Source organism: Ruegeria sp. HKCCD6157 (assembly GCF_013110685.1).
Taxonomy (GTDB): domain Bacteria; phylum Pseudomonadota; class Alphaproteobacteria; order Rhodobacterales; family Rhodobacteraceae; genus Ruegeria.
Map to the genome: position 1 here is coordinate 1,581,717 of NZ_WVRB01000001.1, position 23,903 is coordinate 1,605,619.

The following is a 23,903-nucleotide window of genomic DNA, read 5'->3' on the forward strand; positions in this document are numbered from 1 at the left end:
GTTGTTTTCGCATGTGCCAGTGCTCTTGCACGCCCGGTTCATGCGCTCTACATCTTGGGAAAGACCTTCTGGAGTTACCTACATGCCGATGAGCGCCCACGAAATCGAACACCTGCTGCGCGAAGCCTTTCCCGACGCCGAGATTCAGGTCGGCGGAAATGACGGTGTTCATATGTCTGCCATGGTGGTGGACGAGAGCTTTCGCGGAAAAAACCGGGTCCAACAGCAACGCGCCGTTTATGCGGCTCTGAAAGGCAAGATGGATGGCCCGGATGGAGAGTTGCACGCGCTGGCGCTCACCACCAAAGTGCCGGAATAAGCTTCTCGGCTTCTTTCGAGGCGAACATATGACTCTCCCGCTGGAGAAACGAACAGGAAACGCAAAATGACCGATGTGAAAACCCAGATCGACGAAACCGTCAAAGCCAATGACGTGGTGCTGTACATGAAAGGCACCAAGGAGATGCCACAATGTGGTTTCTCGTCCCGCGTGGCCGGCGTTCTGAACTATATGGGCGTCGAATACACCGACGTGAACGTGCTGGCCGACGAAGACGTGCGTCAGGGCATCAAGGATTATTCCGACTGGCCGACCGTGCCGCAGCTGTATGTAAAAGGCGAATTCGTAGGCGGTTGCGACATCATCACCGAGATGACCCTTTCGGGTGAGCTGGACGCGCTTTTTGATGAAAACGGTGTCGGCTACAACAAGGAAGCAGCCGACAAAATCCGCGAAGCAAACGCGTAATCCTGCCTATCGGCTGGAACAGTCCCGATAAATCGCCTGCTCATTGGCGGCACCCGCCGCCAAATAGCTGATCGACGCGTTCCAGCCTTTTGAGCGCAGGATATAGGTTCCTTCGGCTCCGAGAGATTCATAGCGGATGCCCGATCCGCTTTCGACCTGACGCATCGCGACCAGAGTATTGTCCACCATCGTCGCCGCCGCGCCTGAACCGTCGGGCGCATTGAAATAGGTCACCGGCAACGGCACGCCGTTCTCGCAGGTAAAGGTGACAGACAGAATGTCGATTTCGGCGAGTGCCGCTGTTGCCGGGAAAACAAGCAAAGCACCGAAGAAGAAATTGCGCAGATAGGTCATTGTGCCTTCTTCTCCTCAACGACCGAAGCCAGCGCTTCCGCACGAGCTGCCAGCTCGGCCAGCGTATCAGTGACGGATGGCGGCACCACCGCGACTTCAATACGTTCAGGTTCCGGCGCGGGCGCGTTTCTCAGTGATTGAAGCTCGGCCTCGGCCTCGGCCAGCCTGGCCTCCAGCGACTTGACCTTGTCTTCCGTTGCCGCCGTCTTGTCGGCCAGCAGCAGACCGGCCATCAGCAACATCCGCGCTTCGGGCATCCGCCCAATCTGATCTGACAGAACCTGCGCTTCGTCATCCAGCATTTTGGCGGCCGCGTGCAGAAAGGGTTCTTCCCCGTCCCGGCAAGACACATCAAAACCCCGCCCGCCAATATGAATGGTTACTTCGGGCATTACTCTACCTCACCTTCTACAAGTTTTGCCTGCGACAGCAGAGGTTCCAACCGTGCCAACACGGCCTGCGCTTCGGCGGCGTCCGAAGCCTGCGCCGCGCGCGTCGCCTCAAGCTCGGCAACGGTGGCGCGGTTCAGCAATTCAGCGTCCGTCAGCCCTTCTGCGGCCGCGGAACGCAACTCTTCGACCGAATTCCGCAACTGCTCGTTCGCCTTGCGCATACGTTGCAGATCGTCATCCAGGCGGGACATCGCAGCGCCATGGCTGGCCCGTTCGGCCCGCAGCATCTCAAGCTCGGCGCTCAGATCATCGACCCGTACCGTATCTTCAAGCTCTGCCTTGAGGCGGCTGTTTTCCGCCTCGACTTCTTTTGCCTGAGCAAGCAATTCACGCAATTGCTCAAGCTCGGCTTTCACCGCCGAAGGATCTTCGATGCCGTCAAGTTCGGCGCGCAGCCTTTCGTTCTCGGCCTTCAACGCGTCCAGTTCGGCACTGTTGTCCAAGGCCGCCTTGGCCTCGGCCAGCTCGGCGCGGGCCGCTTCGACAGACGCGATTTTCGCCCGGGCTTCCTCCAGCTCTGCGCGCAGCGCATCCGCGTCTGGGGCATCCGCTGGTTCCGTGCGCAACTCTTCCAGATCAGCACGCAACGCGTCCACTTGTTTTTCGTGCTGCTCTTTCAGGGTCTTCAGTCGTTCCTGAAGCTGCGCATTGGCAACTCTTTCGTCTTCAAGTTCGGCCTGAAGCCCCTCATTTACTTCAGCGTTCCGGGACGCACCGCCCAACCCTTCGACGCCCGCACTGATACGGTCCATCGCAGCAATAATACGGTGCTGTAGTTCCTCTAACTGGCTCATGCCCCTGTCACCTCTTTATCAAGGTTCATTCTGTCGCGAAGTGATCCGAATCAATACCGAATCCCGCTTACCGACAGTCTAACGGAATGCGACAGAAAATACCCACTGTTTGGTTTCAATCACTTGGGCCGCGCTCTTCACCTATCGGGCGTTGCCAAAGCCCGGTTCCGCTTGCACTTTGGGTGTTGAATGGTATTGAGCGCGCAATCTGCTTTTTATCCAAAGGAACAACGCCCGTGGACCTGACTGCGCTGCGCAAAGCCAACCCCGAACACTGGGACAAAGCTGCGGCCATCCGCACCCTGACCCTTGACGCCGTCGCCGCCGCAAATTCCGGCCATTCCGGTATGCCGATGGGCATGGCCGATGTTGCGACCGTTCTGTTCGAAAAGCACCTGAAATTCGACGCCTCGGCCCCGAACTGGCCGGACCGCGATCGGTTCATCCTGTCGGCTGGTCACGGTTCGATGCTGGTCTATTCACTTCTCTATCTCACCGGTCATGCCGACGTGACGCTGGAAGACATCAAGAATTTCCGCCAGTTGGGCGCCAAGACCGCGGGCCACCCTGAAAACTTTCTGATCGACGGTGTTGAAACCACGACCGGCCCGCTTGGTCAGGGTATCTCGAACGCCGTGGGTTTTGCCATGGCCGAGGAAATCCAGCGCGCGCATTACGGCAAGAAGGTCGTGGATCACTATACTTACGTGATCGCGGGCGACGGCTGTCTGATGGAAGGTGTCAGTCAGGAAGCGATCACATTGGCCGGCCGTCATGAGCTGAGCAAACTGATCGTCTTCTGGGACAACAACAACATCACCATCGACGGCACTGTCGATATCGCCGATCGCACCGATCAGGTCCGCCGGTTTGCGGCCTCTGGCTGGCACGTGATTGAGATCGACGGTCATGACCCCAAAGCCATCGATGCGGCCATTGTTCAGGCGAAAAAGTCCAAGAAACCAACCATGATCGCCTGTGAAACCCATATCGCTCTGGGTCATGCTGCGCAGGACACCTCGAAAGGTCATGGGGCGCTGACAGATCAGGATCAGCTGAAAGCCGCGAAAGAGGCCTATGGCTGGCCGCACGACACATTCGAAGTTCCAGCCAACGTCAAAACCGCCTGGGAAGCCATTGGTGCACGCGGTGCAGACGAACGTGCGGCTTGGGAAGAACGTTTCGCGCAGCTTTCCGAGAGGAAACAGGCCGAATTCAAACGCGCCTATGCGTTTGAGGCCCCCAAGCGGCTGGCTGGCGCCATTCGTGCGTTCAAAAAGCAGATGTCTGAAGAGCAGCCGAAACTGGCCACCCGCGCCTCGTCCGAAAAAGTTCTGAACGTCGTGAACCCGATCATGACCGAGACTGTTGGCGGCTCAGCCGACCTGACCGGATCGAACAACACAAAATCGGCTGATATGGGCGTGTTCCTGCCGGAAAACCGCAAGGGCCGCTATATCCACTACGGCATTCGCGAACACGGCATGGCCGCAGCGATGAACGGTATGGCGCTGCACGGCGGTATCCGCCCCTATGGCGGTACCTTCATGGCCTTCACCGATTATGCCCGCCCATCCATGCGGCTGGCGGCACTGATGAAGATCCCGTCGGTTTTCGTAATGACCCATGACTCGATCGGTCTGGGCGAGGACGGTCCGACCCACCAGCCGGTGGAACATCTGGCCATCTCGCGCGCGACGCCGAACACCTATGTGTTCCGCCCCGCCGATACGATCGAAACCGCCGAAGCCTGGGAACTGGCGCTGACCTTCAAGGACAGCCCCTCGGTCCTGTCGCTGACCCGCCAGGGCGTGCCGACCGTGCGCAAGGATCACAAGACCAAGAACCTGACCGCACAAGGCGCCTATGTTCTGGCCGAGGCCGAGGGCAAGCGTCAGGCGATCCTGATTGCCACCGGGTCAGAGGTTTCGCTGGCCATGGAAGCCAAAGCGATGCTCGAAGCCGAAGGCATCGGCACCCGCGTCGTCTCGATGCCCTGCATGGAGCTGTTCGCACAGCAGGACGAAGCCTATCGCAAGCGGGTACTGCCTGCCGGTCCGGTCCGCGTCGGCATCGAGGCCGCCGTGCGCGCCGGTGGCTGGGATCGCTGGCTGCTGGGCGAGCGTGGCCGCGAAGCCAAGGCAGGCTTCGTCGGCATGTCCAGCTTTGGTGCCTCGGCCCCTGCCGGTGAGCTGTACAAGCATTTCGGCATCACGGCCGAAGCAACCGTGGCCAAGGTCAAGGAATTGTTGGGACTGTAAGACAGTCCCTTCTGATCGAGCAAAGGGCGGCCTTGGCCGCCCTTTTCATTTCGGTTTCAATGCGTTTCGGATTTGCTGAACAGCGGCATGATTATCTTGGTCGCCACCGGGATCAAAACCAATCCCCACGCCAAACCAAATACGCCATCCATCGTGGCCTTGGATACCCACTCAACCGCACCAACCCATTGTTCAGAGACGGAATGCCCAATGGCATAGGCCCAATCATGGATATGATGGCCCAGCCAGCCAAAGCCCAGAACCTCCATCCCGTGGATGACGATCGAGCCCCCCACCCACAGCATCGCCGCAGTTCCGACAATGGACAGTGTTTTCATCACTCCGGGCATTGCCTTGACCAACCCACGGCCCAGACCGCGACCGATAGGTGTTGGCGCGTTCTGCGCCAAATAAAGCCCCACATCATCCATTTTCACGATCAACGCGACGGACCCATAGACGGCCACCGTCACGCCGATCCCGACAACGGCCAGCGTCGCGGCCTGCATCCACAGGTTCGGGGCTTCGATCGCCGCCAATGCAATGGTCATGATCTCGGCAGACAGAATGAAATCGGTCTTGATGGCGCCCTTGACCTTTTGCTCTTCCAGGTGGCCCGGATCGCGGTTTTTCATATCGTCCTCAATCACGTGGCTGCCATGAGGAAACAGCACATGAAAAATCTTCTCGGCCCCTTCAAAACATAAATATGACCCGCCAAGCATCAACAAGGGCGTGATCAGCCACGGCGCAAAATTGGCCAGCAACAAGGCGACGGGCAGCAAGAGTATGATCTTGTTGAAGATCGACCCGCGCGCAATGCGCCAGATGATCGGCAGTTCACGCGCCGGGGCGAAACCTTGCACGTATTTCGGCGTCACTGCTGCGTCATCAATGATCACACCGGCGGTTTTGGCCCCCGCTTTGCCTGCCGCCGCGACCACATCATCCACTGATGCCGCCGCAACTTTGGCAATGCCCGCCACATCATCCAACAGGGCCAAAAGACCACTCATCGCGTTTCCCTTCAATTTGCTGTCGCCAACCGGACCCTACCTGATCCAACGGCTAGCGCAAGCGTTAGCGCAACCGGCGCAGGTTTGCGCTAACACCTTAAAAATATGCCGTTTTTGCCCTTTTGAGATTCCCTTTTCGCCGTTATATGGCCCTCAAAGCAAGCGCATCTGGAGACGTCATATGACCATCAAGGTCGGTATCAATGGTTTTGGCCGTATTGGCCGCTGCACCCTGTCGCACATCGCCGCGTCCGGGCGCAACGACATCGAAGTGATCAAAGTCAACGCAACTGGCCCGTTGGAAACCTCGGCGCATCTGCTGAAATATGACAGTGTTCACGGGCGTTTTCCGCGCGACATCACCATTGACGGCAATACCATGGATCTGGGTCGCGGCCCGATGCAGATGTTCTCGACCTACGACATGACCGAGTTGGACTGGGAAGGCTGTGACGTCGTCCTCGAATGCACCGGCAAGTTCAACGATGGCCTGAAGGCCAAAACGCATCTGGAACGCGGCGCCGGCAAGGTTCTGCTGTCGGCTCCGGGCAAGAACGTGGACAAGACCATTGTTTTCGGCGTCAATCACAACACGCTGGCCGCCAATGACAACATGATTTCGAACGGTTCGTGCACGACCAACTGCCTCGCCCCGCTGGCCAAGGTGCTGGACGAGGGCGTCGGTATCGAACACGGTATCATGACGACCATCCACGCCTACACAGGCGACCAGCCGACACTGGACCGTCGCCACAGCGACCTCTACCGCGCCCGCGCTGCTGCAATGTCGATGATCCCGACCTCGACCGGCGCCGCCAAGGCGCTGGGTGAAGTTCTGCCAAACCTGAAAGGCCGTCTGGACGGGTCCGCCATTCGCGTCCCTACCCCGAATGTTTCGGCTGTGGACCTGACGTTCCGTGCCTCGCGCGACACAAGCACGGCGGAAATCAACGCGATCGTCGAAGAGGCCGCCAAGGGCCCGATGCAGCGCGTTCTGGGATTTGAGCCCGCTCCGCTGGTGTCGACCGACTTCAACCACACCGAGGAAAGCTCGATCTTTGCACCGGATCAGACCCGCGTCGTCGATGACCGCATGGTCCGCGTTCTGGCCTGGTACGACAATGAATGGGGCTTCTCGGTCCGTATGGCCGACGTAGCTGTTGCGATGGGCCGCCTTAACTGACCCTTCGGACTTCGCTTGTACCTTGATGCCCGCTCAGGTTATCTGAGCGGGCATTTTACGTTCGGGACAGCCATGACCAACCAAATCGCTATCTGGCTCGGCCTTCTTCTGCTCGGCGGTATCATGCTGGATGTGGCGCTGTACGGCACCGAACATCTGCTTTTCCTCGGAAAGAAGCTTTACGACTTTCTGGACTGGCTCGCTTTCTGGCGGTGACTGAGGTTTTCCTTGACATTTCGCTTGATCTGTCATTGTTAGCGCTAACTCATCTTGCTGAGACATTTGGACGGAGCAGACCATGACCTTGAAACTGGCGATCAACGGATTTGGACGGATCGGGCGCGGAGTTCTGCGCGCGGTGATGGAAAGCGGACGTACGGACGTCGAGATCGTCGCGATCAACGATCTTGGCAAACCCGAAATGAACGCGCACCTGTTTGAATTTGACAGCGTTCACGGCCGCTACCCCAACCCGGTTACGCTCAGCGATGCAGGTCTGGACGTGGGCGGTGGTCCAATTCGGCTGAGCAGCGAGCGCAACCCCGAGGATCTGCCCTGGTCTGACATTGACGTCGTTCTGGAATGTACGGGTGTGTTCCGTACGCGCGAAGCGGCGGAACGTCACTTCAAGAACGGATCCAGGAAAGTTCTGATCTCTGCCCCGGCCAGAGGTGACGGCGGTGTGAAAACCATCGTCTTTGGCGTCAACGATGGCGAGCTGACCGCCGATGATCTGGTGGTCTCAAACGCATCCTGCACCACCAACTGCCTGTCTCCTGTTGCTGCGGCTCTGGATGCCGGCCTTGGTATCAAGCACGGCAATATGACCACTGTTCACGCTTACACTGCCAGCCAGCCGGTGCATGATACAGTGGGAAAAGATCCCTACCTGTCCCGAGCGGCGGCGCTGTCGATGATCCCTACGACAACCGGTGCGGCCGCTGCCGTGGGGCTAGTGCTGCCGCAACTCAAAGGAAAACTGACCGGTCAGGCCATCCGTGTTCCAACCCCCAATGTCTCGGTCGTTGATCTTGTGGCCGAGGTTTCACGCCCGACGACCGAAGAAGAGGTCAACCAACTGTTCGTCGATGCGGCTGCCAAAATCCCCGGCGTTCTTGCCGCGGAAAGCCGTCCTCTGGTTTCCATCGACTTCAATCACGACCCGCACAGCTCGACCGTGTCATTGGCTGAAACCAAAGTCACTGATGGCACGCTGGTTCGTGTGCTGGCGTGGTATGACAATGAATGGGGTTTTTCAAATCGGATGCTGGATACAGCGGCCGCAATGGGTGCCCTAGCCTAACCTTTCTTTCAACGCATCATTGACACGGGGCGTGACGAATTTCGACACGTCCCCGTTCAGCCGGGCGATTTCCTTCACCAGCTTGGACGCGATCGCTTGATGGCGCGCTTCGGCCATCAGGAACACGGTCTCGATCGAATCGTCCAGAGCCCGGTTCATGCCGACCATCTGAAATTCGTATTCGAAATCGGCAACCGCACGCAGGCCGCGCACGATGATTTGCGCGCCTACATCCCGCGCACAATCAATCAGCAGGTTTTCGAAGGGATGCGCGATGATTTCGGTTCCGGTCTGCTCGGACAGCCTGGCGCATTCCGCTTCGATCATGGCCACACGCTCTTCCAGCGAGAACAGAGGGCCCTTGTCCCGGTTGATGGCCACACCGATAACCAGTTTGTCCACCAAAGCTGCCGCTCGACGGATGATATCGATGTGCCCCATGGTGATGGGATCAAAGGTTCCAGGATACAATCCAACCCGCATCGCGCCCTCCTGCGCAACAAAATTTCTGCGCAAGCAAACATAACTTTGCTGCAGGTGCAAGTGATTGCTTGGGCAACCCTTGTCGTCAGTGCCCCATTATCATGCCTTCAAGGGCATCTTTTTCCATCGCAAGTTCGGAAAGCTGAGCCTTCACCACATCACCCAAAGTGACAATGCCTACAAGTTTTCCATCTTCAACCACCGGCATGTGGCGAAAGCGCCCCTCTGTCATACGGGACATAATGTCTTCCACGGTGGTCTGGCGCGTCGCCGTGACGAGGTCTTGGGTCATATAAGACTTTACCGGTTGGTTCAGACAACCACTGCCGCTGGCCGCCAGTTCCCGGACGATGTCTCGTTCCGACAGGATGCCGGCCGCGGTTTCGCCACCGTCGTCGGAAACAACGACCGTTCCGATCCGCTTGTCCGCAAGAATCTTCGAGGCCTCTGAGATTGTCGCCGTTGACGCCACGGTCACGACACCATCTGTCGCTTTGGACTTCAGGATGGCCTGGACTAGCATGAAGAATACCTCCGGAATAATAACACTTATTCCAAAGCGTTGCGCGATTGCCGCGACCTGTCAAGCGTCGGGACCTGCTTCCAAACGAAGCACTTCATCGCGAATACCGCGTGTCAGGGCATCCGCAAAGCGGTTCAACCGCTCGTTGCGCTGGTCACCTTGATGCCTGACCAGATAGAAGCTGCGCGTCAAACTCACTTGATCCGTCAGGATTTTCCGAAGCCCCGGGTGGAACGGCAACGTGAAATCATGCGCCACGCAAACCCCTGTTCCCAGGCAGACCTGCCGCAGCTGAACCGATACCGAATTCGATGCAAGAGCGACACGGTCAACGCCAATGTCATTCAGGTAATCGAGTTCCCGGTCAAAGATCATGTCAGGGATATAGCCGATCAACCTGTGGCCCTTCAGGTCAGCTATGCTCCGGATCGGATCATGTCGCTTCAGATACTCTTCGGTCGCGACCATGTGCAGCTTGTAGTCGCTGACCTTCTTCACCAACAGCTGACCGGCGGTCGGCGCACTGACCGTAACCGCCATATCCGCCTCGCGACGGGACAGGTTGATCACACGCGGAAGCGCAAGGATCTGAATGTCCAGATCAGGGTTTGCGTCGCTGATTTTGGCACACACCTGCGGCAGCAGGTAGTTGGCACTGCCGTCCGGCGCACCAATCCGGATTTGCCCGCTAAGCGTTTTCGTTGGTCCGGTTACCGCCCCGGCCGCCGCGCGCATCGCCTCTTCTGCGTGCAGCCCGTGTTCCAACAACCGCTGGCCCGCCGGGGTCAGAACATAGCCTTGCTGCGACTTGGTGAACAATGTGGAATCCAGCGTTGCCTCCAGGCGCGCAATGCGTCGACCGACGGTGGCAGGGTCGATCTTCAGGATACGACCAGCGGAAGACAGGCTTTCCTCGCGCGCAACAGCCAGGAAAATCCGCATATCATCCCAATTTGGGGTCATTTTGATCCCTTTTGCATTTTTGCAAAACTCTTTTGAGACATTGCCTCTGTTCGCGGGATTTCTGCAAGCCTATTCTGCGCGCAAATCTATCGGAGGAGCTATTGATGCAAGACCTGACCCATTTCCTGAACGGCGAAATGGTCGCCGGAACGTCCGGTCGTTTCGACGACGTCTACAACCCGGCAACTGGCGAAGTTCAATACAAGTGCCCGATGGCCAGTGCAGCGGAAACCACCGCCGCGATCGAGGCCGCCGCCGCGGCCCAGCCCGCATGGGGCGCAACCAACCCGCAGAAGCGCGCGCGCGTCATGATGGCCATGGTCGGCCTGATGAACCGCGACATGGACAAACTGGCCGAAGCGCTGAGCCGCGAGCACGGCAAAACCATCCCCGACGCCAAGGGTGATTTGCAGCGTGGTCTGGAAGTGATCGAATACTGCATTGGCGCACCTCAGATGCTGAAGGGTGAGTTCACCGACAGCGCGGGCCCCGGCATTGACATGTATTCCATGCGCCAGCCTTTGGGTGTTGTCGGCTCGATCATGCCGTTCAACTTTCCGGCCATGATGCCGCTCTGGCACGTTGGCCCTGCCCTGGCCTGCGGTAACGCCGTTGTTCTGAAACCGTCCGAACGCGACCCGTCCGTGCCCCTGATGCTGGCTGAACTGTTCGTCGAAGCAGGCCTGCCCAAAGGCGTTTTCCAGGTCGTGAACGGCGACAAGGAAGCGGTCGACACCATCCTCGACAGCGAGATCATCCAGGGCGTCAGCTTTGTGGGTTCAACCCCGATCGCACAGTATATCTACAGCCGCGCAACCGCGAATGGGAAACGAGCACAGTGCTTCGGCGGTGCCAAGAACCACATGATCGTCATGCCCGACGCCGATCTGGATCAGGCGGCGGACGCGCTGGTTGGCGCCGGTTTCGGTGCGGCTGGCGAACGTTGCATGGCCGTTTCGGTTGCTGTTCCCGTGGGTGAAGAGACCGCGGACGCACTGATCGAAAAACTGGTGCCGCGCATCGAAAAGCTGAAGGTTGGCCCCTACACTGCCGGCGATGATGTCGACATGGGCCCGGTTGTGACCGCCGCCGCCAAACAGCGCATTCTGGGCCTGATCAATTCAGGCGTCGAACAGGGTGCGAAACTGGTTGTCGACAACCGCGACTTCAGCCTGCAAGGCTATGAGGACGGCTTCTTTGTTGGCCCGCACCTGTTCGACCACGTGACGCCCGAGATGGACATCTACAAACAGGAAATCTTTGGCCCGGTTCTGTCCACCGTGCGCGCGGGTTCGTATGAAGAGGCCCTTAAACTGGCGATGGATCACGAATACGGAAACGGCACCGCGATCTTTACCCGCGATGGCGATACCGCACGTGACTTTGCCAGCCGTGTGAACATCGGAATGGTCGGCATCAATGTTCCGATTCCGGTTCCGCTGGCCTATCACACCTTCGGCGGTTGGAAGAAATCCATGTTCGGCGATCTGAACCAGCACGGCCCGGACAGCTTCAAGTTCTACACCCGCACCAAAACCGTGACCGCACGCTGGCCGTCGGGCATCAAGGAAGGTGGCGAGTTCAACTTCAAAGCAATGGACTGATCCCACAGTTTCCTGACGCTTGAAGCCCGGCCCGTTAAATGGCCGGGCTTTTTGCATCTTTCCGCCGAAAACCTGCTTTCGTCCGCTCGGTCACAGGAAATTCAAGTGGTTCACTCTGGAAAAATTCAACCAACACCCATATTTTGGCGTGAACGATGTACTGAGCAGTGAACTTATCGGAGGCAACCTTGTCCCAATCCCGTATGACCCGTCGCTCTGCCTTGCTGGGCGCGGCCTCTTTGGTGGCAACACCTGCCCTTGTTCGGGCACAAAGCACGGATGCTTTCCCTGAAACGGAAGACGCGATCAGTACGCAATTGCCAGTCCGACGCAATATATCGTCCTTCTCGCAGCAGAACTGGCAGGACCATTTCGATGAATTGGGCGTTGGTTGCCTGTTGGCCGATATCACCAGCCGCGCAGTCCACTACTGGGGGCCTGACGGCACATACAAACTGTACCCAAGTTCCGTACCCATGAGCGAAGAGCTTACCAAACGCGGATACACGAAAGTTGTGCGTAAGACGGAATTCCCAAGCTGGACACCTACGGCATCAATGCGCGAACGTGATCCTTCGCTGCCGCTTCGGATGGAAGGTGGCGATCCCGGCAACCCACTGGGAACCCGCGCCATGTATCTGGGTTGGCCTGCCTATCTTGTCCATGGCACGCACGACACCCGCAAGATCGGTCGTCAGAGCTCGTCAGGTTGCATTGGCCTGTACAACCAGCATGTCGAAGAGCTGTATCCGCTGGTAAAAGTTGGCACACAGGTCCGATTGGTCTGATCCACCCTCTCTGAAAAGCAAAAGCCCCGGTCAATCGCCGGGGCTTTCTTGTCTTCGGAAGACAGCGTTTATTCCGGCAGGATTACCGCGTCGACGACGTGGATGACGCCATTGCTGGCTTCGATGTCTGCCTGCACGACTTTGGCGTCGTTCACTTTCACACCGTTTTTGGCGTTGACGCTCAATCGATCACCCTGAACGGTCAGAACCTTGGCGCGTTTGCCCGCGATATCACCAGACATAACCTTGGCCGGCACCACGTGATAGGTCAGAATCGCGACCAGTTGATCCTTGTTTTCGGGTTTCAAAAGCGTCTCGACAGTGCCTTCAGGAAGCGCAGCAAAGGCTTCGTCCGTGGGCGCAAATACGGTGAACGGACCTTCCCCTTTCAGCGTATCAACCAAACCTGCGGCCTGAACGGCGGCGACCAGAGTGTTGAACGACCCGGCGGCAACGGCGGTGTCGACGATATCAGCGGCCTGAGCCTTGAGCGGCATAGCAAATGCAAGTGCGGCGGCTGCGCCCATGAATGTACGACGGAACATAGCTGTCTTCTCCTCTCCAGCGTGTTATGGAAAGGGGTACGGACCTTTTGCCGCAATGGATCACTTTGGTTTCAGTTTTCTTTGAGCTGCACCCAGATGCTTTGCGCCCGCCCCTCGGCCAGGAACGGCAAGGCGGCAACCGCATCGGGCCGATCCTGTTGCAGGTAATATCCCGGCCAAAGCATTGAATACGCGCCAGATTGAAGCAAGCTGTGCAACACGTACTGCTCTCCCCAACCTGGGCAGTCATAGAAGAAGCGCTTGGGGTATTCGTAGGGCAAAAACACGTCGTGAACGTGGATCACCACGCCGGGATTAAGCGAAGGTATGATGCGACAGAACAGATGGGCGACATCGTTGCTCATCCGCACAACATGGCTGGAATCGATGAACAGAATGTCTCCGGCCTCCAGCTCTGCGAACAGGGCCGGGTCTGTTTCTTCAAGACGTTTCTGCTCGAACCGGTCGACCACATGGGCGATATCGGCGCGTGGGTACGGATCAACCGCGGTAATGGTGGTATCCAGATTACCATCGATGATTGCCTGACGGGTCACACGGGTGGAATTGCCGCATCCGACCTCGATCACGCGTTTGGGCTGAAAACGGCGGATCATCAGATACAACGCATCCGCATCCGGGCTGTCATAGTAACCATTGCCCGTACGATAACCGGTCTGGTTGCGTGCGGGATCTTTCAGCGCCTCCAGGGCGGCTTTGTGACGCTCGTATTCTGCCACAAGTTGAGAGATGTCGAACCCTTCCATCCCTGGCGACAACGCATAAGCGGGGCGCGTCAACCCTCCCGCCGCTTCGAAGGCTTCCAGCCGCGCCCGTTCATCCTGTTCCGCAACTCTGTCGACCAGTTTCACCCCCAATTCTTCAAGGGCGGCGTTGATCTTCGGGAATTTTCTGGGTTTCAAGGCGCTGGCTCCGCGATCTGTGATGCAATGTTCCTTACCGTTGCGAACCGTTTCTCTGCAAGGGCAAGCCTGTCAAACCCTTGGCAAAACGTAAATTTCCGTATTCACTGATGGGACTGACAACTGCGAGGGGCCCCATGCAGCAGGAATTTACACTCGGGATCGAAGAAGAATACCTGTTGGTGGATCGTGACAGCCTGCAATTGTCCGAAGCCCCCGAAGCTCTGATGGCGGCCTGCCAAAGCGATTTCGAAGGTCAGGTCAGCCCCGAGTTCCTGCAATGTCAAATCGAGGTTGGAACCAGACCGCACGCCACGGTCGCTTCGGCGCGCGAAGACCTGAAGCGGCTGCGGTCATGCGTGTCGAAACGGGCTGCTGAATACAACCTGTCCCCTATCGCCGTCTCGTGCCACCCTTTTGCCAACTGGAAGGATCAACACCACACGCGGAAAGAACGCTATGACGCGCTGCAACATGCATTGGGCGGCGTTGCCCGGCGGATGCTGATCTGCGGGATGCATGTACATGTCGGGGTCGAGGACCCTGCCTTGCGTGCCGATCTGATGCCGCAACTGTCATACTTTCTTCCTCATCTTCTGGCGTTGTCCACATCTTCGCCCTATTGGAACGGCGAGGATACCGGCCTGTCTTCATACCGGCTGACGGTGTTCGACAACCTGCCCCGCACCGGGCTGCCGCCCGTGTTCGCCAGCTGGGGCGAATATGAACGCAACACAGGCATTCTGGTCGAGCTTGGGGTCATCGAAGACACCACCAAGATCTGGTGGGATCTGCGCCCCTCACATCGTTTCCCAACTTTGGAAACGCGGATCATGGATGTTCAACCCCGTCTGGAACACACTTTGTCGTTGGCGGCACTGGTTCAGGCACTGACCCGGATGCTGTGCCGTCTGAAAGATCGCAACCTGCGCTGGCGGCAATATGATCGTTTCCTGATTGGTGAAAACCGCTGGCGCGCACAGCGCTACGGAGTGGGTGAAGGGCTGATCGATTTCGGCGACCGTTCGGTCAAGCCCATGTCCGAACTGATCGGCGACCTCATGGGGTTGTTGGCAGAAGACACCGAAGCACTTGGAACGATGACCGAGCTTGCACGGCTCAGGCAGATTGCTGAAAACGGAACATCCGCCACGCGCCAACGCCGTATTCATGCCGAGGCATCAGCGCGCGGTGACGATCCGGGGCAAGCCGTGGTGCGCCACCTGATCGAGGAATTTCACGCCGATCTCTGAACGTTTCCGGCTTGTGACCCGTTTCAACCGACTCATTGTTGCGCCTGCAAAATTTCTGTAAGAATTCAGAAATAAACAACCGTTCAATTCATTGCCGACGGGAGGGAGCGTCATGGATTTCGCACTCAGCGAGGAGCAAACGGCCATATTCGACATGGCGCACGCGTTCGGGCAGGAAAACATCGCCCCCTTTGCGCGCCGGTGGGAAGCGGACGGAACCATTCCCAAAACCCTGTGGCCCCAGATAGGCGAGCTTGGTTTCGGCGCGCTTTACGTCTCAGAGGAAAGCGGAGGGTCAAATCTGACCCGCCTGGATGCCACGCTGGTTTTCGAGGCGCTGTCGATGGCCTGCCCCTCGGTCGCCGCCTTCCTGTCGATCCACAACATGTGCGCCAAGATGTTGGACAATTTCGCGGATGAAGACCTAAAGGCGCGCATCATGCCGGATGTTCTGAGCCTGAATACGGTTCTGAGCTATTGCCTGACGGAACCCGGTTCCGGCTCTGACGCGGCGGCGCTGAAAACCCGCGCCGAACGCACCAATGAAGGATATACGTTGAACGGTACCAAGGCGTTCATCTCGGGCGGTGGCTATTCAGATGCCTATGTTTGCATGGTACGCACCGGTCAGGACGGGCCCAAGGGGATCTCGACCGTCTATGTCGAGGACGGCACACCGGGGCTCAGCTTTGGGGCGCTGGAGCAGAAAATGGGCTGGAAAAGCCAGCCCACTGCGCAGGTTCAGTTCGACGATTGCAAAATTCCCGCTGGCAACCTTGTGGGTACCGAAGGCGACGGCTTCAAATACGCGATGATGGGCCTGGATGGCGGGCGGCTCAATATCGCGGCCTGTTCACTTGGGGCTGCTCAAGCCGGGCTGGATATGACCTTGCAATATATGTCCGAGCGCAAGGCGTTCGGTCAATCCATCGATCAGTTCCAGGCCCTTCAGTTCCGTCTGGCGGATATGGAGATCGAATTACAGGCGGCACGCACCTTCCTGCGTCAGGCGGCATGGAAACTGGACAACGGCGCGCCCGATGCCACGAAATTCTGTGCGATGGCGAAGAAATTCGTAACCGAAACCGGGTCGCAGGTGGTGGATCAGTGCCTGCAACTGCATGGCGGGTACGGATATCTTGCGGATTACGGCATCGAAAAGCTTGTGCGCGATCTTCGCGTGCATCAGATTTTGGAAGGCACGAACGAGATTATGCGCGTGATCGTCGCGCGCCAACTGCTCGCCAATCGCTGAGGCCCCGATGTCAGACATTGAAATCCGCACCACAGGCCGTGCCGGTCGCATCACCCTGACCCGTCCCCATGCGCTGAACGCATTGAGCTATGACATGTGCATGGCCATCGACACGGCGATGCGCAACTGGCGGGAAGACGATGCCGTTGACCTGATAGTTCTGGACGCCGAGGGGGAAAAAGCCTTTTGTGCAGGGGGTGACATTGCCGAACTTTATGAAACGGGCACAAAAGGCAATTATGCGTATGGCCAGAAGTTCTGGCGGGACGAATATCGTCTGAATGCCCTGATCTTCGAATATCCCAAACCAGTCATCAGTTTTCTTCAGGGGTTTACAATGGGCGGGGGTGTCGGCATCGGCTGCCATGGCAGCCACCGTGTCGTCGGAGAAAGCTCCAGGATTGCCATGCCCGAATGCTCGATTGGCTTGATTCCGGATGTCGGCGGGTCATTGATGCTGGCCCTTGCACCGGGGCGACTGGGTGAATTCCTTGGGACCACGGGCTTCAGGATGGGGCCTGCGGACGCGATCTTTGCGGGGTTTGCCGACCATTTCATCCCCCAGTCGCAATGGTCTGACCTGATCGAAATTCTCGAAGCGTCTGGAAATGCCGAACTGGTGGCCGAACATTCCGAAACGCCACCCAATGGTGAATTGGCAGTGGCGCTGACGGATATCGACAATCATTTTTCCGGTGAAACTCTGGGCGACATCCTGATCAGCCTGCGCAATGACGGTCAGGAATTTGCAGACAAAACTCTGGAAAAAATAACGAAAAACGCACCGCTTTCCGTGGCCTGCACGATCGAGATGCTGCACCGTCTGCGTGGCCCCTCGCTTACCATGCGGCGCGCGTTGGAGATGGAATACCGCTTTACCCACCGAGCGATGGAGCATGGTGACTTTCTGGAAGGTATCCGCGCGCAGATCATAGACAAAGACCGCAACCCGAACTGGCAGTTTTCCGATATGGACGTCCCCCTGGTGGCCGTCTCGAAAATGTTGCAGCCATTGGGTGCGGACACCCTGACATTCGAGGAGGACTGAGAGATGCAGATCGGGTTCATAGGGCTGGGAAACATGGGGGCGCCCATGGCGGCCAATCTGGCCAAGGCCGGCCATCAGGTTCTCGGATTCGACACGGCCGGTGTTGCCGTTGACGGGGTGACTCAAGCCGGTACCGCGACCGAAGCCGTCGCCTCTGCCGATGCAGTCATAACCATGCTGCCGAATGGCGCCATCCTGCGGGCCGTTGCAGATCAGATCATTCCCGCCATGGCGAAGGGTGCCGTGCTGATCGATTGCTCGACAGTTGACGTGGACAGCGCACGCGCAGTCGCGGAACGGGCCAGCGGCGCCGGTCTGCTGTTCGTGGACGCTCCGGTTTCGGGGGGGGTCGGCGGCGCGGCAGGTGGCACCCTGACATTCATGGCCGGCGGGTCAGACGACGCCTTTGCAAAGGCGGCTCCTCTGTTCGACATCATGGGGCAGAAAGCGGTTCACTGCGGCGAAGCCGGAGCCGGCCAAGCCGCCAAGATCTGCAACAACATGATCCTCGGCGTGACCATGATCGCCACGTGCGAGGCCTTTGCCCTGGCCGACAAACTGGGTCTGGACCGCCAAAAGATGTTCGATGTGGTCAGCACCTCATCGGGGTACAGCTGGACGATGAACGCCTATTGCCCTGCCCCTGGCGTTGGCCCGCAAAGCCCAGCCGATAATGACTATACTCCTGGATTTGCAGCCGAGTTGATGCTGAAGGACTTGCGCCTCAGCCAACAGGCCGCATCCAGTGCGGATGCGGATACACCGATGGGACAGGCCGCGACTGCTCTTTACGAGCAATTCGTCGAAAACGAGGACGGTCTGGGCCGCGATTTCAGCGCCATGCTGCCTCGGTTTGAAAAGCGTGGGCGAAGTTGATCCAAGTCATATTCCACCCGCGGAATGTTTGATACCCAAAGGGTGCAACCTTTTGGAAAGGACTCTTACGTGATGACCAAAAACATGGGTGGGCTCGACAAAACGCTTCGGATCGCATTAGGCGCCGCGCTTATTCTGGGGGCTCTGTTGGGATACGGAACCTGGATGTGGATCGGCATCGTGCCGTTGGTCACCGGTCTGCTGAATTCATGCCCGATATACTCGGTGTTGGGCATCAGCACCTGCCCAACCAAGAAAAATTGACTGGGAAGGCGGTGGAGTGAAGGCAGCCTGAAGCCGCCTACTCCGCCGCCACCCGATCCGGGTTGAGCATGGTTTTCAGATACCTACCGGTATGGCTGCGTTCGACTTGAGCGATCTCTTCGGGTGCTCCGACGGCTACGATCTCACCACCGCCGTCGCCGCCTTCAGGCCCGATGTCGATGATGTGGTCGGCGGTTTTCACCACGTCCAGATTGTGTTCGATCACCACGACGGTATTGCCCTGATCGACCAATTCATGCAGCACTTCCAACAGCTTGCGTACATCTTCGAAATGCAGACCCGTGGTCGGTTCGTCCAGAATATAGAGCGTCCGCCCGGTTGATCGTTTCGACAGTTCCTTGGACAGTTTTACGCGCTGCGCCTCACCACCCGACAGCGTGGTCGCCTGTTGACCCACCTTGATATAGCCAAGACCAACGCGGGCCAGCGCATCCATCTTGTCGCGGATCGATGGCACCGCCTTGAAGAACTCCTGCGCGTCTTCCACCGTCATATCAAGCACATCCGCAATGGACTTGCCCTTGAACTTGATCTCGAGCGTCTCGCGATTGTACCGCGCGCCCTTGCAGGTTTCGCAGGTGACATAGACGTCGGGAAGGAAGTGCATCTCGATCTTGATGACGCCGTCCCCCTGACAGGCCTCACAGCGGCCGCCCTTCACGTTAAAGCTGAAACGGCCCGGCTTGTATCCCCGCGCTTTCGCCTCGGGCAGCCCGGCGAACCAGTCACGGATCGGGGTGAAGGCCCCGGTATAGGTTGCCGGATTCGACCGCGGAGTCCGCCCAATCGGGCGTTGGTCGATATCGATGACCTTGTCCAGATGCTCCAAACCCTTGATTGTCTCACAAGGCGCAGGCGTCTGCCGCGCGCCATTCAGGCGCATCGAGGCGGTCTTGAACAACGTCTCAATCGTCAGGGTCGACTTACCGCCGCCAGATACACCCGTGACACAAACAAACTTGCCCAAAGGAAATTCGGCCGTCACGTTTTTGAGGTTGTTGCCCGAAGCCTTTACCACCGTTACCTTTTTCTTGTTCCCCTTGCGCCGCTCGGCGGGCACCGGAATCTCGCGAACGCCCGACAGGTACTGCCCCGTGATCGAGGCCGCATCCGCTGCGATCTGCTCGGGCGTGCCGTGGCTGACCACCTGCCCGCCATGAACGCCGGCGCCGGGGCCAATGTCGAACACATAATCGGCTTCGCGGATGGCTTCCTCGTCATGTTCGACAACAATCACGGTGTTGCCCTGATCCCGCAGATTCTTGAGCGTACCAAGCAACCGGTCATTGTCACGCTGGTGCAAGCCGATCGAGGGCTCGTCCAACACATAAAGAACCCCGGTCAGGCCCGATCCGATCTGGCTTGCCAAACGGATACGCTGACTTTCGCCGCCTGACAGGGTTCCACTTGAACGAGATAGCGTAAGGTATTCCAAACCAACATTATTCAGGAAACCCAACCGCTCGCGGATTTCCTTCAGAATGGCCCGGGCGATCTCATTCTTCTGAGCGCTCAGATGGTTCGGAGCATCCTCGATCCAGGCAAGCGCTTCGCGGATGGACATTTGTACCACCTGACCGACATGCAGCCCCGCGATCTTCACGGCCAAGGCTTCGGCGCGCAGACGATACCCTTCGCAGGTGCCGCACGGGCGGTTGTTTTGGTACCGTTCGAATTCCTCGCGTATCCACGCGCTATCCGTTTCGCGATAACGCCGTTCCATATTCGGAATCACGCCTTCGAAGCTGCGTGTCACCTGGTACACCCGTCCGCCCTCGTCATAGCGGAACTGGATCTCCTCATCGCCCGAGCCCCGCAGGAACACCTGCTGCACTTTGCTGGGCAGGTCTTTCCAAGGCGTGTTCTTGTCAAACTCATAATGACGCGCGATGGCCTCAATGGTCTGAAGGAAATACGGCGACTTGCCTTTCCTCCATGGTGCCAGGGCCCCGTCATACAGTTTCAGCGTCTGATCCGGCACCACGAGACGCTCGTCAAAGAACAGCTCGACCCCCAAGCCGTCACAATCCGGGCAAGCTCCGAATGGCGCATTGAACGAAAACAGGCGCGGTTCAATCTCCGGGATTGTGAAACCGCTGACCGGGCAGGCAAAATTCTCGCTGAAGGTAATCCGTTCCGGCTCTCCTTCTCGTGGGGCGGTTTCCAGAATCGCGATTCCGTCCGCTAGATCCAGAGCGGTGCGCAGGCTATCGGCCAAACGCGTTTCCATGCCTTCACGAACAACCAGGCGGTCGACCACAACGTCAATATCGTGACGGAACTTCTTGTCCAATGTCGGGGGCTGATCCAGCTCATGGAACTCACCATCCACCTTTACGCGCTGGAACCCCTGCTTGCGCAGTTCCAGAAATTCCTTCCGGTACTCACCTTTGCGGTCGCGCACGATCGGAGCCAGCAGATAACCCCGCGTGCCCTCCTCCATCGCCATGATGCGGTCGACCATGTCCTGCACCTGTTGCGCCTCGATCGGCTGGCCGGTGGCCGGGCTGTACGGCGTGCCTGCGCGCGCGAACAACAGACGCAGATAGTCATAGATCTCGGTGACGGTCCCCACAGTCGAGCGCGGGTTCTTCGAGGTCGTTTTCTGTTCAATGGAGATCGCCGGAGACAGTCCACTGATATGGTCAACATCGGGCTTTTCCATCATGTCGAGAAACTGCCGCGCATAGGCGGACAGGCTTTCGACATAACGGCGCTGACCTTCGGCATAAATCGTGTCGAACGCCAGCGACGACTTGCCCGAACCGGACAGCCCGGTGATCACCACCAACTGATCCCGAGGGATGTCGACATCGATGCCTTTGAGGTTATGCTCGCGCGCGCCGCGCACCTCTATATTCTTCAGCTCAGCCATTTCCGGCCCCCAACAAACAAGTGGTTTAGAGATAGGCGAGCTTGCCCGAGTCTCCAACAGAAAAGTTAGAACATTTAGTGAACGTACAGGTTTTCGCCGACCAAATCAAACGATGTGCATGGAATCGAACAGCTCAATGCATGGCTGTCTGGCGGATTCATAATTTTGAGGAGAAAATGGCGCGGTTGACGGGGCTCGAACCCGCGACCCCCGGCGTGACAGGCCGGTACTCTAACCAACTGAGCTACAACCGCGCATCTATTTCATGGCCTTTATCCTGGACCAAGGTTGGCAGCGATGGCGCGGTTGACGGGGCTCGAACCCGCGACCCCCGGCGTGACAGGCCGGTACTCTAACCAACTGAGCTACAACCGCCCGCTGCATGTTCATTGCTGAACGTTTGGGTGTATTATGGCCACGGTCGGGCAGCGTCAAGCGGCGTTTTGCAGTTTTTTGTCAGAATCCAGTTTTTTGTTTGCCCGCTGTTTTTTGCCCGCGCGAATTGTTCAATTTCCCTTGCAGCGCACCCCCGCGGAAGATATGACCGCATGTCATGGGTGATTAGCTCAGTGGTAGAGCGCTTCGTTCACATCGAAGATGTCAGGAGTTCAAATCTCTTATCACCCACCATCCCTTTTTCGGATTTTCGCTTGAAACCAGCGGGCTTGCCATGTCGCGCGTTCGGCGGCTATCTTGCCCTATTTGGCCCGATCAAAGGCCACACACAAAGGCTGAGGTCACCATGACGGGGTTAAAGCGCGACATCGGCCTGCTGGGACTGACCTTCATTTCAGTCGGAGGAATCATCGGTTCGGGCTGGTTATTCGGCCCCCTTCTGGCCGTTCAGCATGCAGGGCCCGCGGCCACGATCTCGTGGATAATCGGCGCGGTTGCCATGTTCATTTTGGCCATCACCTTCGCAGAGATTTCCGCCATGCTGCCCATTCCCGGAGGGATCGCGCGCGTGCCTCAGTTTTCGCATGGCAATATCGTTTCGATGGCCATGGGATGGACCGCCTGGATCGGCTACAACACCACGGCGCCCATCGAAGTCGAGGCCATGCTGAAATACCTGGCGCCGTATGCGCCTTGGTTGCATACGGCCGAGACAGGTGATTTGACCGGGGCGGGTATTTTCGTTGCGCTGGTTTTCATGCTGCTGTTCGTCGCGGTGAATGCGCTTGGGGTCAAGTTCTTCACGCGCGTCAATGCTGCGCTGACCTGGGCCAAGATCGCCATACCAGTCGTCCTGTCCATTCTGCTTGTCGCAAGCCGGTTCAACTTCGAGAACTTCACCCAACCGGATGGTTTTGCGCCCTACGGCGCGCAGGGTATCATGGCCGCCGTTTCCACCGGGGGCGTTATTTTTTCATTCATCGGCTTTCGCCATGTGGTTGATATGGCTGGCGAAGTTCGAAATCCAAAATTTGCAATTCCGGCCGCATTGGTGTTGTCGATTGTTCTTTGCGCCGTCATCTACCTTGGCTTGCAAGTGGCCTTCATCGGTGCGCTGGACCCATCCATGCTGTCCAAAGGATGGGCACAGTTGAGCTTTGGTGGCGAAGGACCACTGGACGCTATCATCATGTCTGTCGGGCTGGTCTGGTTTCTGAGCCTTCTGAATGTCGGATCCGTGATAGGCCCCTTTGGAAACGGGCTGGTCGCAACCGGGTCGAACGCCCGTATCGCTCTCGCCCTTTCAAAAAACAGTTTCCTGCCCAAACGGTTGCAGGTTTTGTCGTCATTCGGGGTTCCGCTGTGGGCGCTGGGGCTGAACTTTCTGATCGGAACGGTTTTCCTGCTGACAGTACCCTTTACCACCGTCATTGCCCTGAACGGTGCGGCCATCGTCTTGTCATTTGCCGTCGGGCCCATAGCCGTGGTTTGCCTGCGAAACCTTATGCCAGATCATCCCAGATCGATCCGAATACCGGCCGTGCGACTTGTCGCGCTGACGGCCTTCGCCATCGCCACGATGATCGTCTATTGGAGCGGATGGGACACGGTCTGGCGGCTTGGCATCGCGCTGATTGTCGGGAAAATTCTGTTGCTGATCCGGTTCCGGGGACGTTTGGACGAAATGGACGTTACCGAGGCCCTGTGGCTTGTGCCTTATTTCTCAGGTCTTGGGCTGATCTCATTCCTTGGGCAATTCGGAGCCGGATCGTTGAAGCAGATCCCGTTTGGCTGGGACCTTCTGCTTTGCTTCCTGTTTTCGTCGATCATTTTCGTTCTTGCCGTCCGCTCAGCGCTGCCAGAAAAAAAATTCAATGAATACAGAGCCGAAGAAGAAATACTTGATCCAAAGCAACCCGTCATTGGATTGTAAAAAAGGCAGGGCATTCGCCCCGCCTTTTTCATTCGCTCAATC

24 protein-coding genes and 3 tRNA genes are annotated in these 23,903 nt (G+C 57.9%); 15 read left to right on the top strand and 12 right to left on the bottom strand.

Annotated features, from left to right (window positions below):
• Positions 1-82: 82 nt before the first annotated feature.
• Together GS612_RS07580 and grxD are read left to right on the top strand one after the other, a co-directional pair.
• The gene (locus tag GS612_RS07580) at positions 83-319 is read left to right on the top strand and encodes a BolA/IbaG family iron-sulfur metabolism protein (protein ID WP_152457878.1); all 237 of its coding nucleotides are present in this window, start codon (positions 83-85) and stop codon (positions 317-319) included.
• A gap of 66 nt (positions 320-385) precedes the next feature.
• Positions 386-748 carry a Grx4 family monothiol glutaredoxin gene (grxD, locus tag GS612_RS07585; protein WP_171639559.1) on the top strand — a complete coding sequence of 121 codons (363 nt, stop codon included), beginning with the start codon at positions 386-388 and terminating at the stop codon, positions 746-748.
• A gap of 6 nt (positions 749-754) precedes the next feature.
• Here the strand turns inward: grxD and GS612_RS07590 are convergent, their stop codons facing one another.
• The 3 genes from GS612_RS07590 to GS612_RS07600 are packed head-to-tail and all read right to left on the bottom strand — an operon-like array spanning position 755 to position 2,348.
• Positions 755-1,102, bottom strand: coding sequence for an MliC family protein (locus GS612_RS07590; RefSeq protein WP_171639560.1), 348 nt, complete (start codon positions 1,100-1,102; stop codon positions 755-757).
• Complete coding sequence (locus tag GS612_RS07595; protein WP_171116096.1) at positions 1,099-1,494, bottom strand: cell division protein ZapA; 396 nt, start codon at positions 1,492-1,494, stop codon at positions 1,099-1,101. Before GS612_RS07595 ends, GS612_RS07590 begins: the two co-directional genes overlap by 4 nt.
• A complete protein-coding gene (locus tag GS612_RS07600) occupies positions 1,494-2,348 on the bottom strand; it encodes a hypothetical protein (protein WP_171204700.1) in 855 nt (284 codons plus the stop codon). The genes GS612_RS07595 and GS612_RS07600 overlap by 1 nt, the downstream gene beginning before the upstream one ends.
• A gap of 236 nt (positions 2,349-2,584) precedes the next feature.
• Between GS612_RS07600 and tkt the strand changes: the two genes are divergently transcribed.
• Positions 2,585-4,609: a transketolase gene (gene tkt / locus GS612_RS07605; protein WP_171639561.1), complete on the top strand. Its 2,025-nt coding sequence runs from the start codon at positions 2,585-2,587 to the stop codon at positions 4,607-4,609.
• A gap of 56 nt (positions 4,610-4,665) precedes the next feature.
• Here the strand turns inward: tkt and GS612_RS07610 are convergent, their stop codons facing one another.
• Positions 4,666-5,625, bottom strand: a complete 960-nt coding sequence (locus GS612_RS07610) for a DUF808 domain-containing protein (protein ID WP_171228683.1) — start codon at positions 5,623-5,625, stop codon at positions 4,666-4,668.
• A 181-nt stretch (positions 5,626-5,806) separates the two neighbouring features.
• Between GS612_RS07610 and gap (GS612_RS07615) the strand changes: the two genes are divergently transcribed.
• From gap (GS612_RS07615) to gap (GS612_RS07625), 3 genes are all read left to right on the top strand, one after another.
• On the top strand, positions 5,807-6,808 hold the full coding sequence (gene gap / locus GS612_RS07615) for a type I glyceraldehyde-3-phosphate dehydrogenase (RefSeq protein WP_171639562.1): 1,002 nt from the start codon (positions 5,807-5,809) through the stop codon (positions 6,806-6,808).
• A 72-nt stretch (positions 6,809-6,880) separates the two neighbouring features.
• The gene (locus tag GS612_RS07620; RefSeq protein WP_171116107.1) at positions 6,881-7,024 is read left to right on the top strand and encodes a hypothetical protein; all 144 of its coding nucleotides are present in this window, start codon (positions 6,881-6,883) and stop codon (positions 7,022-7,024) included.
• Between the two features lie 82 nt (positions 7,025-7,106).
• The gene (gap, locus tag GS612_RS07625) at positions 7,107-8,111 is read left to right on the top strand and encodes a type I glyceraldehyde-3-phosphate dehydrogenase (RefSeq protein WP_171639563.1); all 1,005 of its coding nucleotides are present in this window, start codon (positions 7,107-7,109) and stop codon (positions 8,109-8,111) included.
• Here the strand turns inward: gap (GS612_RS07625) and coaD are convergent.
• From coaD to GS612_RS07640, 3 genes are all read right to left on the bottom strand, one after another.
• Positions 8,103-8,594, bottom strand: a complete 492-nt coding sequence (gene coaD, locus GS612_RS07630; protein ID WP_171116110.1) for a pantetheine-phosphate adenylyltransferase — start codon at positions 8,592-8,594, stop codon at positions 8,103-8,105. The genes gap (GS612_RS07625) and coaD overlap by 9 nt on opposite strands.
• An 85-nt stretch (positions 8,595-8,679) precedes the next feature.
• Positions 8,680-9,117, bottom strand: a complete 438-nt coding sequence (locus GS612_RS07635) for a CBS domain-containing protein (protein ID WP_171168312.1) — start codon at positions 9,115-9,117, stop codon at positions 8,680-8,682.
• A 60-nt stretch (positions 9,118-9,177) separates the two neighbouring features.
• The gene (locus GS612_RS07640; protein WP_171168314.1) at positions 9,178-10,080 is read right to left on the bottom strand and encodes a LysR family transcriptional regulator; all 903 of its coding nucleotides are present in this window, start codon (positions 10,078-10,080) and stop codon (positions 9,178-9,180) included.
• 104 nt (positions 10,081-10,184) lie between these two features.
• Here GS612_RS07640 and GS612_RS07645 point away from each other — a divergent pair, with 104 nt between their 5' ends.
• Positions 10,185-11,684, top strand: a complete 1,500-nt coding sequence (locus GS612_RS07645; protein WP_152457866.1) for a CoA-acylating methylmalonate-semialdehyde dehydrogenase — start codon at positions 10,185-10,187, stop codon at positions 11,682-11,684.
• 203 nt (positions 11,685-11,887) lie between these two features.
• Complete coding sequence (locus GS612_RS07650) at positions 11,888-12,472, top strand: L,D-transpeptidase (protein WP_171639997.1); 585 nt, start codon at positions 11,888-11,890, stop codon at positions 12,470-12,472.
• 68 nt (positions 12,473-12,540) lie between these two features.
• Here the strand turns inward: GS612_RS07650 and GS612_RS07655 are convergent, their stop codons facing one another.
• Positions 12,541-13,017: a fasciclin domain-containing protein gene (locus GS612_RS07655; RefSeq protein ID WP_170344465.1), complete on the bottom strand. Its 477-nt coding sequence runs from the start codon at positions 13,015-13,017 to the stop codon at positions 12,541-12,543.
• Between the two features lie 71 nt (positions 13,018-13,088).
• Positions 13,089-13,940, bottom strand: coding sequence for a class I SAM-dependent methyltransferase (locus tag GS612_RS07660; RefSeq protein ID WP_171639564.1), 852 nt, complete (start codon positions 13,938-13,940; stop codon positions 13,089-13,091).
• Between the two features lie 137 nt (positions 13,941-14,077).
• On the opposite strand from GS612_RS07660, the gene GS612_RS07665 reads away from it, so the two are divergent.
• The 5 genes from GS612_RS07665 to GS612_RS07685 all read left to right on the top strand — a co-directional run bounded on the left by GS612_RS07665 (position 14,078) and on the right by GS612_RS07685 (position 18,636).
• Positions 14,078-15,193 carry a carboxylate-amine ligase gene (locus tag GS612_RS07665; protein ID WP_152457862.1) on the top strand — a complete coding sequence of 372 codons (1,116 nt, stop codon included), beginning with the start codon at positions 14,078-14,080 and terminating at the stop codon, positions 15,191-15,193.
• A 112-nt stretch (positions 15,194-15,305) separates the two neighbouring features.
• Positions 15,306-16,448, top strand: coding sequence for an acyl-CoA dehydrogenase family protein (locus tag GS612_RS07670; RefSeq protein WP_171639565.1), 1,143 nt, complete (start codon positions 15,306-15,308; stop codon positions 16,446-16,448).
• Between the two features lie 7 nt (positions 16,449-16,455).
• Entirely contained in the window at positions 16,456-17,496 is a 1,041-nt protein-coding gene (locus GS612_RS07675; protein ID WP_171639566.1) for an enoyl-CoA hydratase/isomerase family protein, read from the top strand.
• Positions 17,497-17,499: 3 nt separating this feature from the next.
• Positions 17,500-18,372, top strand: a complete 873-nt coding sequence (gene mmsB, locus GS612_RS07680) for a 3-hydroxyisobutyrate dehydrogenase (protein WP_171639567.1) — start codon at positions 17,500-17,502, stop codon at positions 18,370-18,372.
• Positions 18,373-18,444: 72 nt separating this feature from the next.
• On the top strand, positions 18,445-18,636 hold the full coding sequence (locus tag GS612_RS07685) for a DUF2892 domain-containing protein (protein WP_152457858.1): 192 nt from the start codon (positions 18,445-18,447) through the stop codon (positions 18,634-18,636).
• 37 nt (positions 18,637-18,673) lie between these two features.
• Here the strand turns inward: GS612_RS07685 and uvrA are convergent, their stop codons facing one another.
• From uvrA to GS612_RS07700, 3 genes are all read right to left on the bottom strand, one after another.
• Positions 18,674-21,532 (bottom strand): excinuclease ABC subunit UvrA, encoded by a 2,859-nt coding sequence (uvrA, locus tag GS612_RS07690; RefSeq protein WP_152457857.1) that lies wholly within the window; start codon positions 21,530-21,532, stop codon positions 18,674-18,676.
• A 177-nt stretch (positions 21,533-21,709) separates the two neighbouring features.
• Positions 21,710-21,786: transfer RNA gene (locus GS612_RS07695), tRNA-Asp, on the bottom strand.
• A gap of 44 nt (positions 21,787-21,830) precedes the next feature.
• A tRNA-Asp gene (locus tag GS612_RS07700) sits at positions 21,831-21,907 on the bottom strand.
• 180 nt (positions 21,908-22,087) lie between these two features.
• Here GS612_RS07700 and GS612_RS07705 point away from each other — a divergent pair.
• Both GS612_RS07705 and GS612_RS07710 read left to right on the top strand, forming a co-directional pair.
• Positions 22,088-22,162: transfer RNA gene (locus GS612_RS07705), tRNA-Val, on the top strand.
• Positions 22,163-22,274: 112 nt separating this feature from the next.
• Entirely contained in the window at positions 22,275-23,861 is a 1,587-nt protein-coding gene (locus GS612_RS07710; protein ID WP_171639568.1) for an APC family permease, read from the top strand.
• Positions 23,862-23,903: the final 42 nt, after the last annotated feature.

Bases quoted from the DNA above. Each gene is read 5' to 3' on its own strand.
- GS612_RS07610 (WP_171228683.1), bottom strand. From the start codon at position 5,625: ATGAGTGGTCTTTTGGCCCTGTTGGATGATGTGGCGGGCATTGCCAAA.
- GS612_RS07670 (WP_171639565.1), top strand. From the start codon at position 15,306: ATGGATTTCGCACTCAGCGAGGAGCAAACGGCCATATTCGACATGGCG.
- GS612_RS07580 (WP_152457878.1), top strand. From the start codon at position 83: ATGCCGATGAGCGCCCACGAAATCGAACACCTGCTGCGCGAAGCCTTT.
- gap (WP_171639563.1), top strand. From the start codon at position 7,107: ATGACCTTGAAACTGGCGATCAACGGATTTGGACGGATCGGGCGCGGA.
- GS612_RS07620 (WP_171116107.1), top strand. From the start codon at position 6,881: ATGACCAACCAAATCGCTATCTGGCTCGGCCTTCTTCTGCTCGGCGGT.
- uvrA (WP_152457857.1), bottom strand. From the start codon at position 21,532: ATGGCTGAGCTGAAGAATATAGAGGTGCGCGGCGCGCGCGAGCATAAC.
- gap (WP_171639562.1), top strand. From the start codon at position 5,807: ATGACCATCAAGGTCGGTATCAATGGTTTTGGCCGTATTGGCCGCTGC.
- GS612_RS07665 (WP_152457862.1), top strand. From the start codon at position 14,078: ATGCAGCAGGAATTTACACTCGGGATCGAAGAAGAATACCTGTTGGTG.
- GS612_RS07650 (WP_171639997.1), top strand. From the start codon at position 11,888: ATGACCCGTCGCTCTGCCTTGCTGGGCGCGGCCTCTTTGGTGGCAACA.
- GS612_RS07640 (WP_171168314.1), bottom strand. From the start codon at position 10,080: ATGACCCCAAATTGGGATGATATGCGGATTTTCCTGGCTGTTGCGCGC.
- GS612_RS07590 (WP_171639560.1), bottom strand. From the start codon at position 1,102: ATGACCTATCTGCGCAATTTCTTCTTCGGTGCTTTGCTTGTTTTCCCG.
- GS612_RS07645 (WP_152457866.1), top strand. From the start codon at position 10,185: ATGCAAGACCTGACCCATTTCCTGAACGGCGAAATGGTCGCCGGAACG.
- GS612_RS07710 (WP_171639568.1), top strand. From the start codon at position 22,275: ATGACGGGGTTAAAGCGCGACATCGGCCTGCTGGGACTGACCTTCATT.
- grxD (WP_171639559.1), top strand. From the start codon at position 386: ATGACCGATGTGAAAACCCAGATCGACGAAACCGTCAAAGCCAATGAC.
- mmsB (WP_171639567.1), top strand. From the start codon at position 17,500: ATGCAGATCGGGTTCATAGGGCTGGGAAACATGGGGGCGCCCATGGCG.
- coaD (WP_171116110.1), bottom strand. From the start codon at position 8,594: ATGCGGGTTGGATTGTATCCTGGAACCTTTGATCCCATCACCATGGGG.
- GS612_RS07655 (WP_170344465.1), bottom strand. From the start codon at position 13,017: ATGTTCCGTCGTACATTCATGGGCGCAGCCGCCGCACTTGCATTTGCT.
- GS612_RS07595 (WP_171116096.1), bottom strand. From the start codon at position 1,494: ATGCCCGAAGTAACCATTCATATTGGCGGGCGGGGTTTTGATGTGTCT.
- GS612_RS07685 (WP_152457858.1), top strand. From the start codon at position 18,445: ATGACCAAAAACATGGGTGGGCTCGACAAAACGCTTCGGATCGCATTA.
- GS612_RS07600 (WP_171204700.1), bottom strand. From the start codon at position 2,348: ATGAGCCAGTTAGAGGAACTACAGCACCGTATTATTGCTGCGATGGAC.
- GS612_RS07635 (WP_171168312.1), bottom strand. From the start codon at position 9,117: ATGCTAGTCCAGGCCATCCTGAAGTCCAAAGCGACAGATGGTGTCGTG.
- GS612_RS07675 (WP_171639566.1), top strand. From the start codon at position 16,456: ATGTCAGACATTGAAATCCGCACCACAGGCCGTGCCGGTCGCATCACC.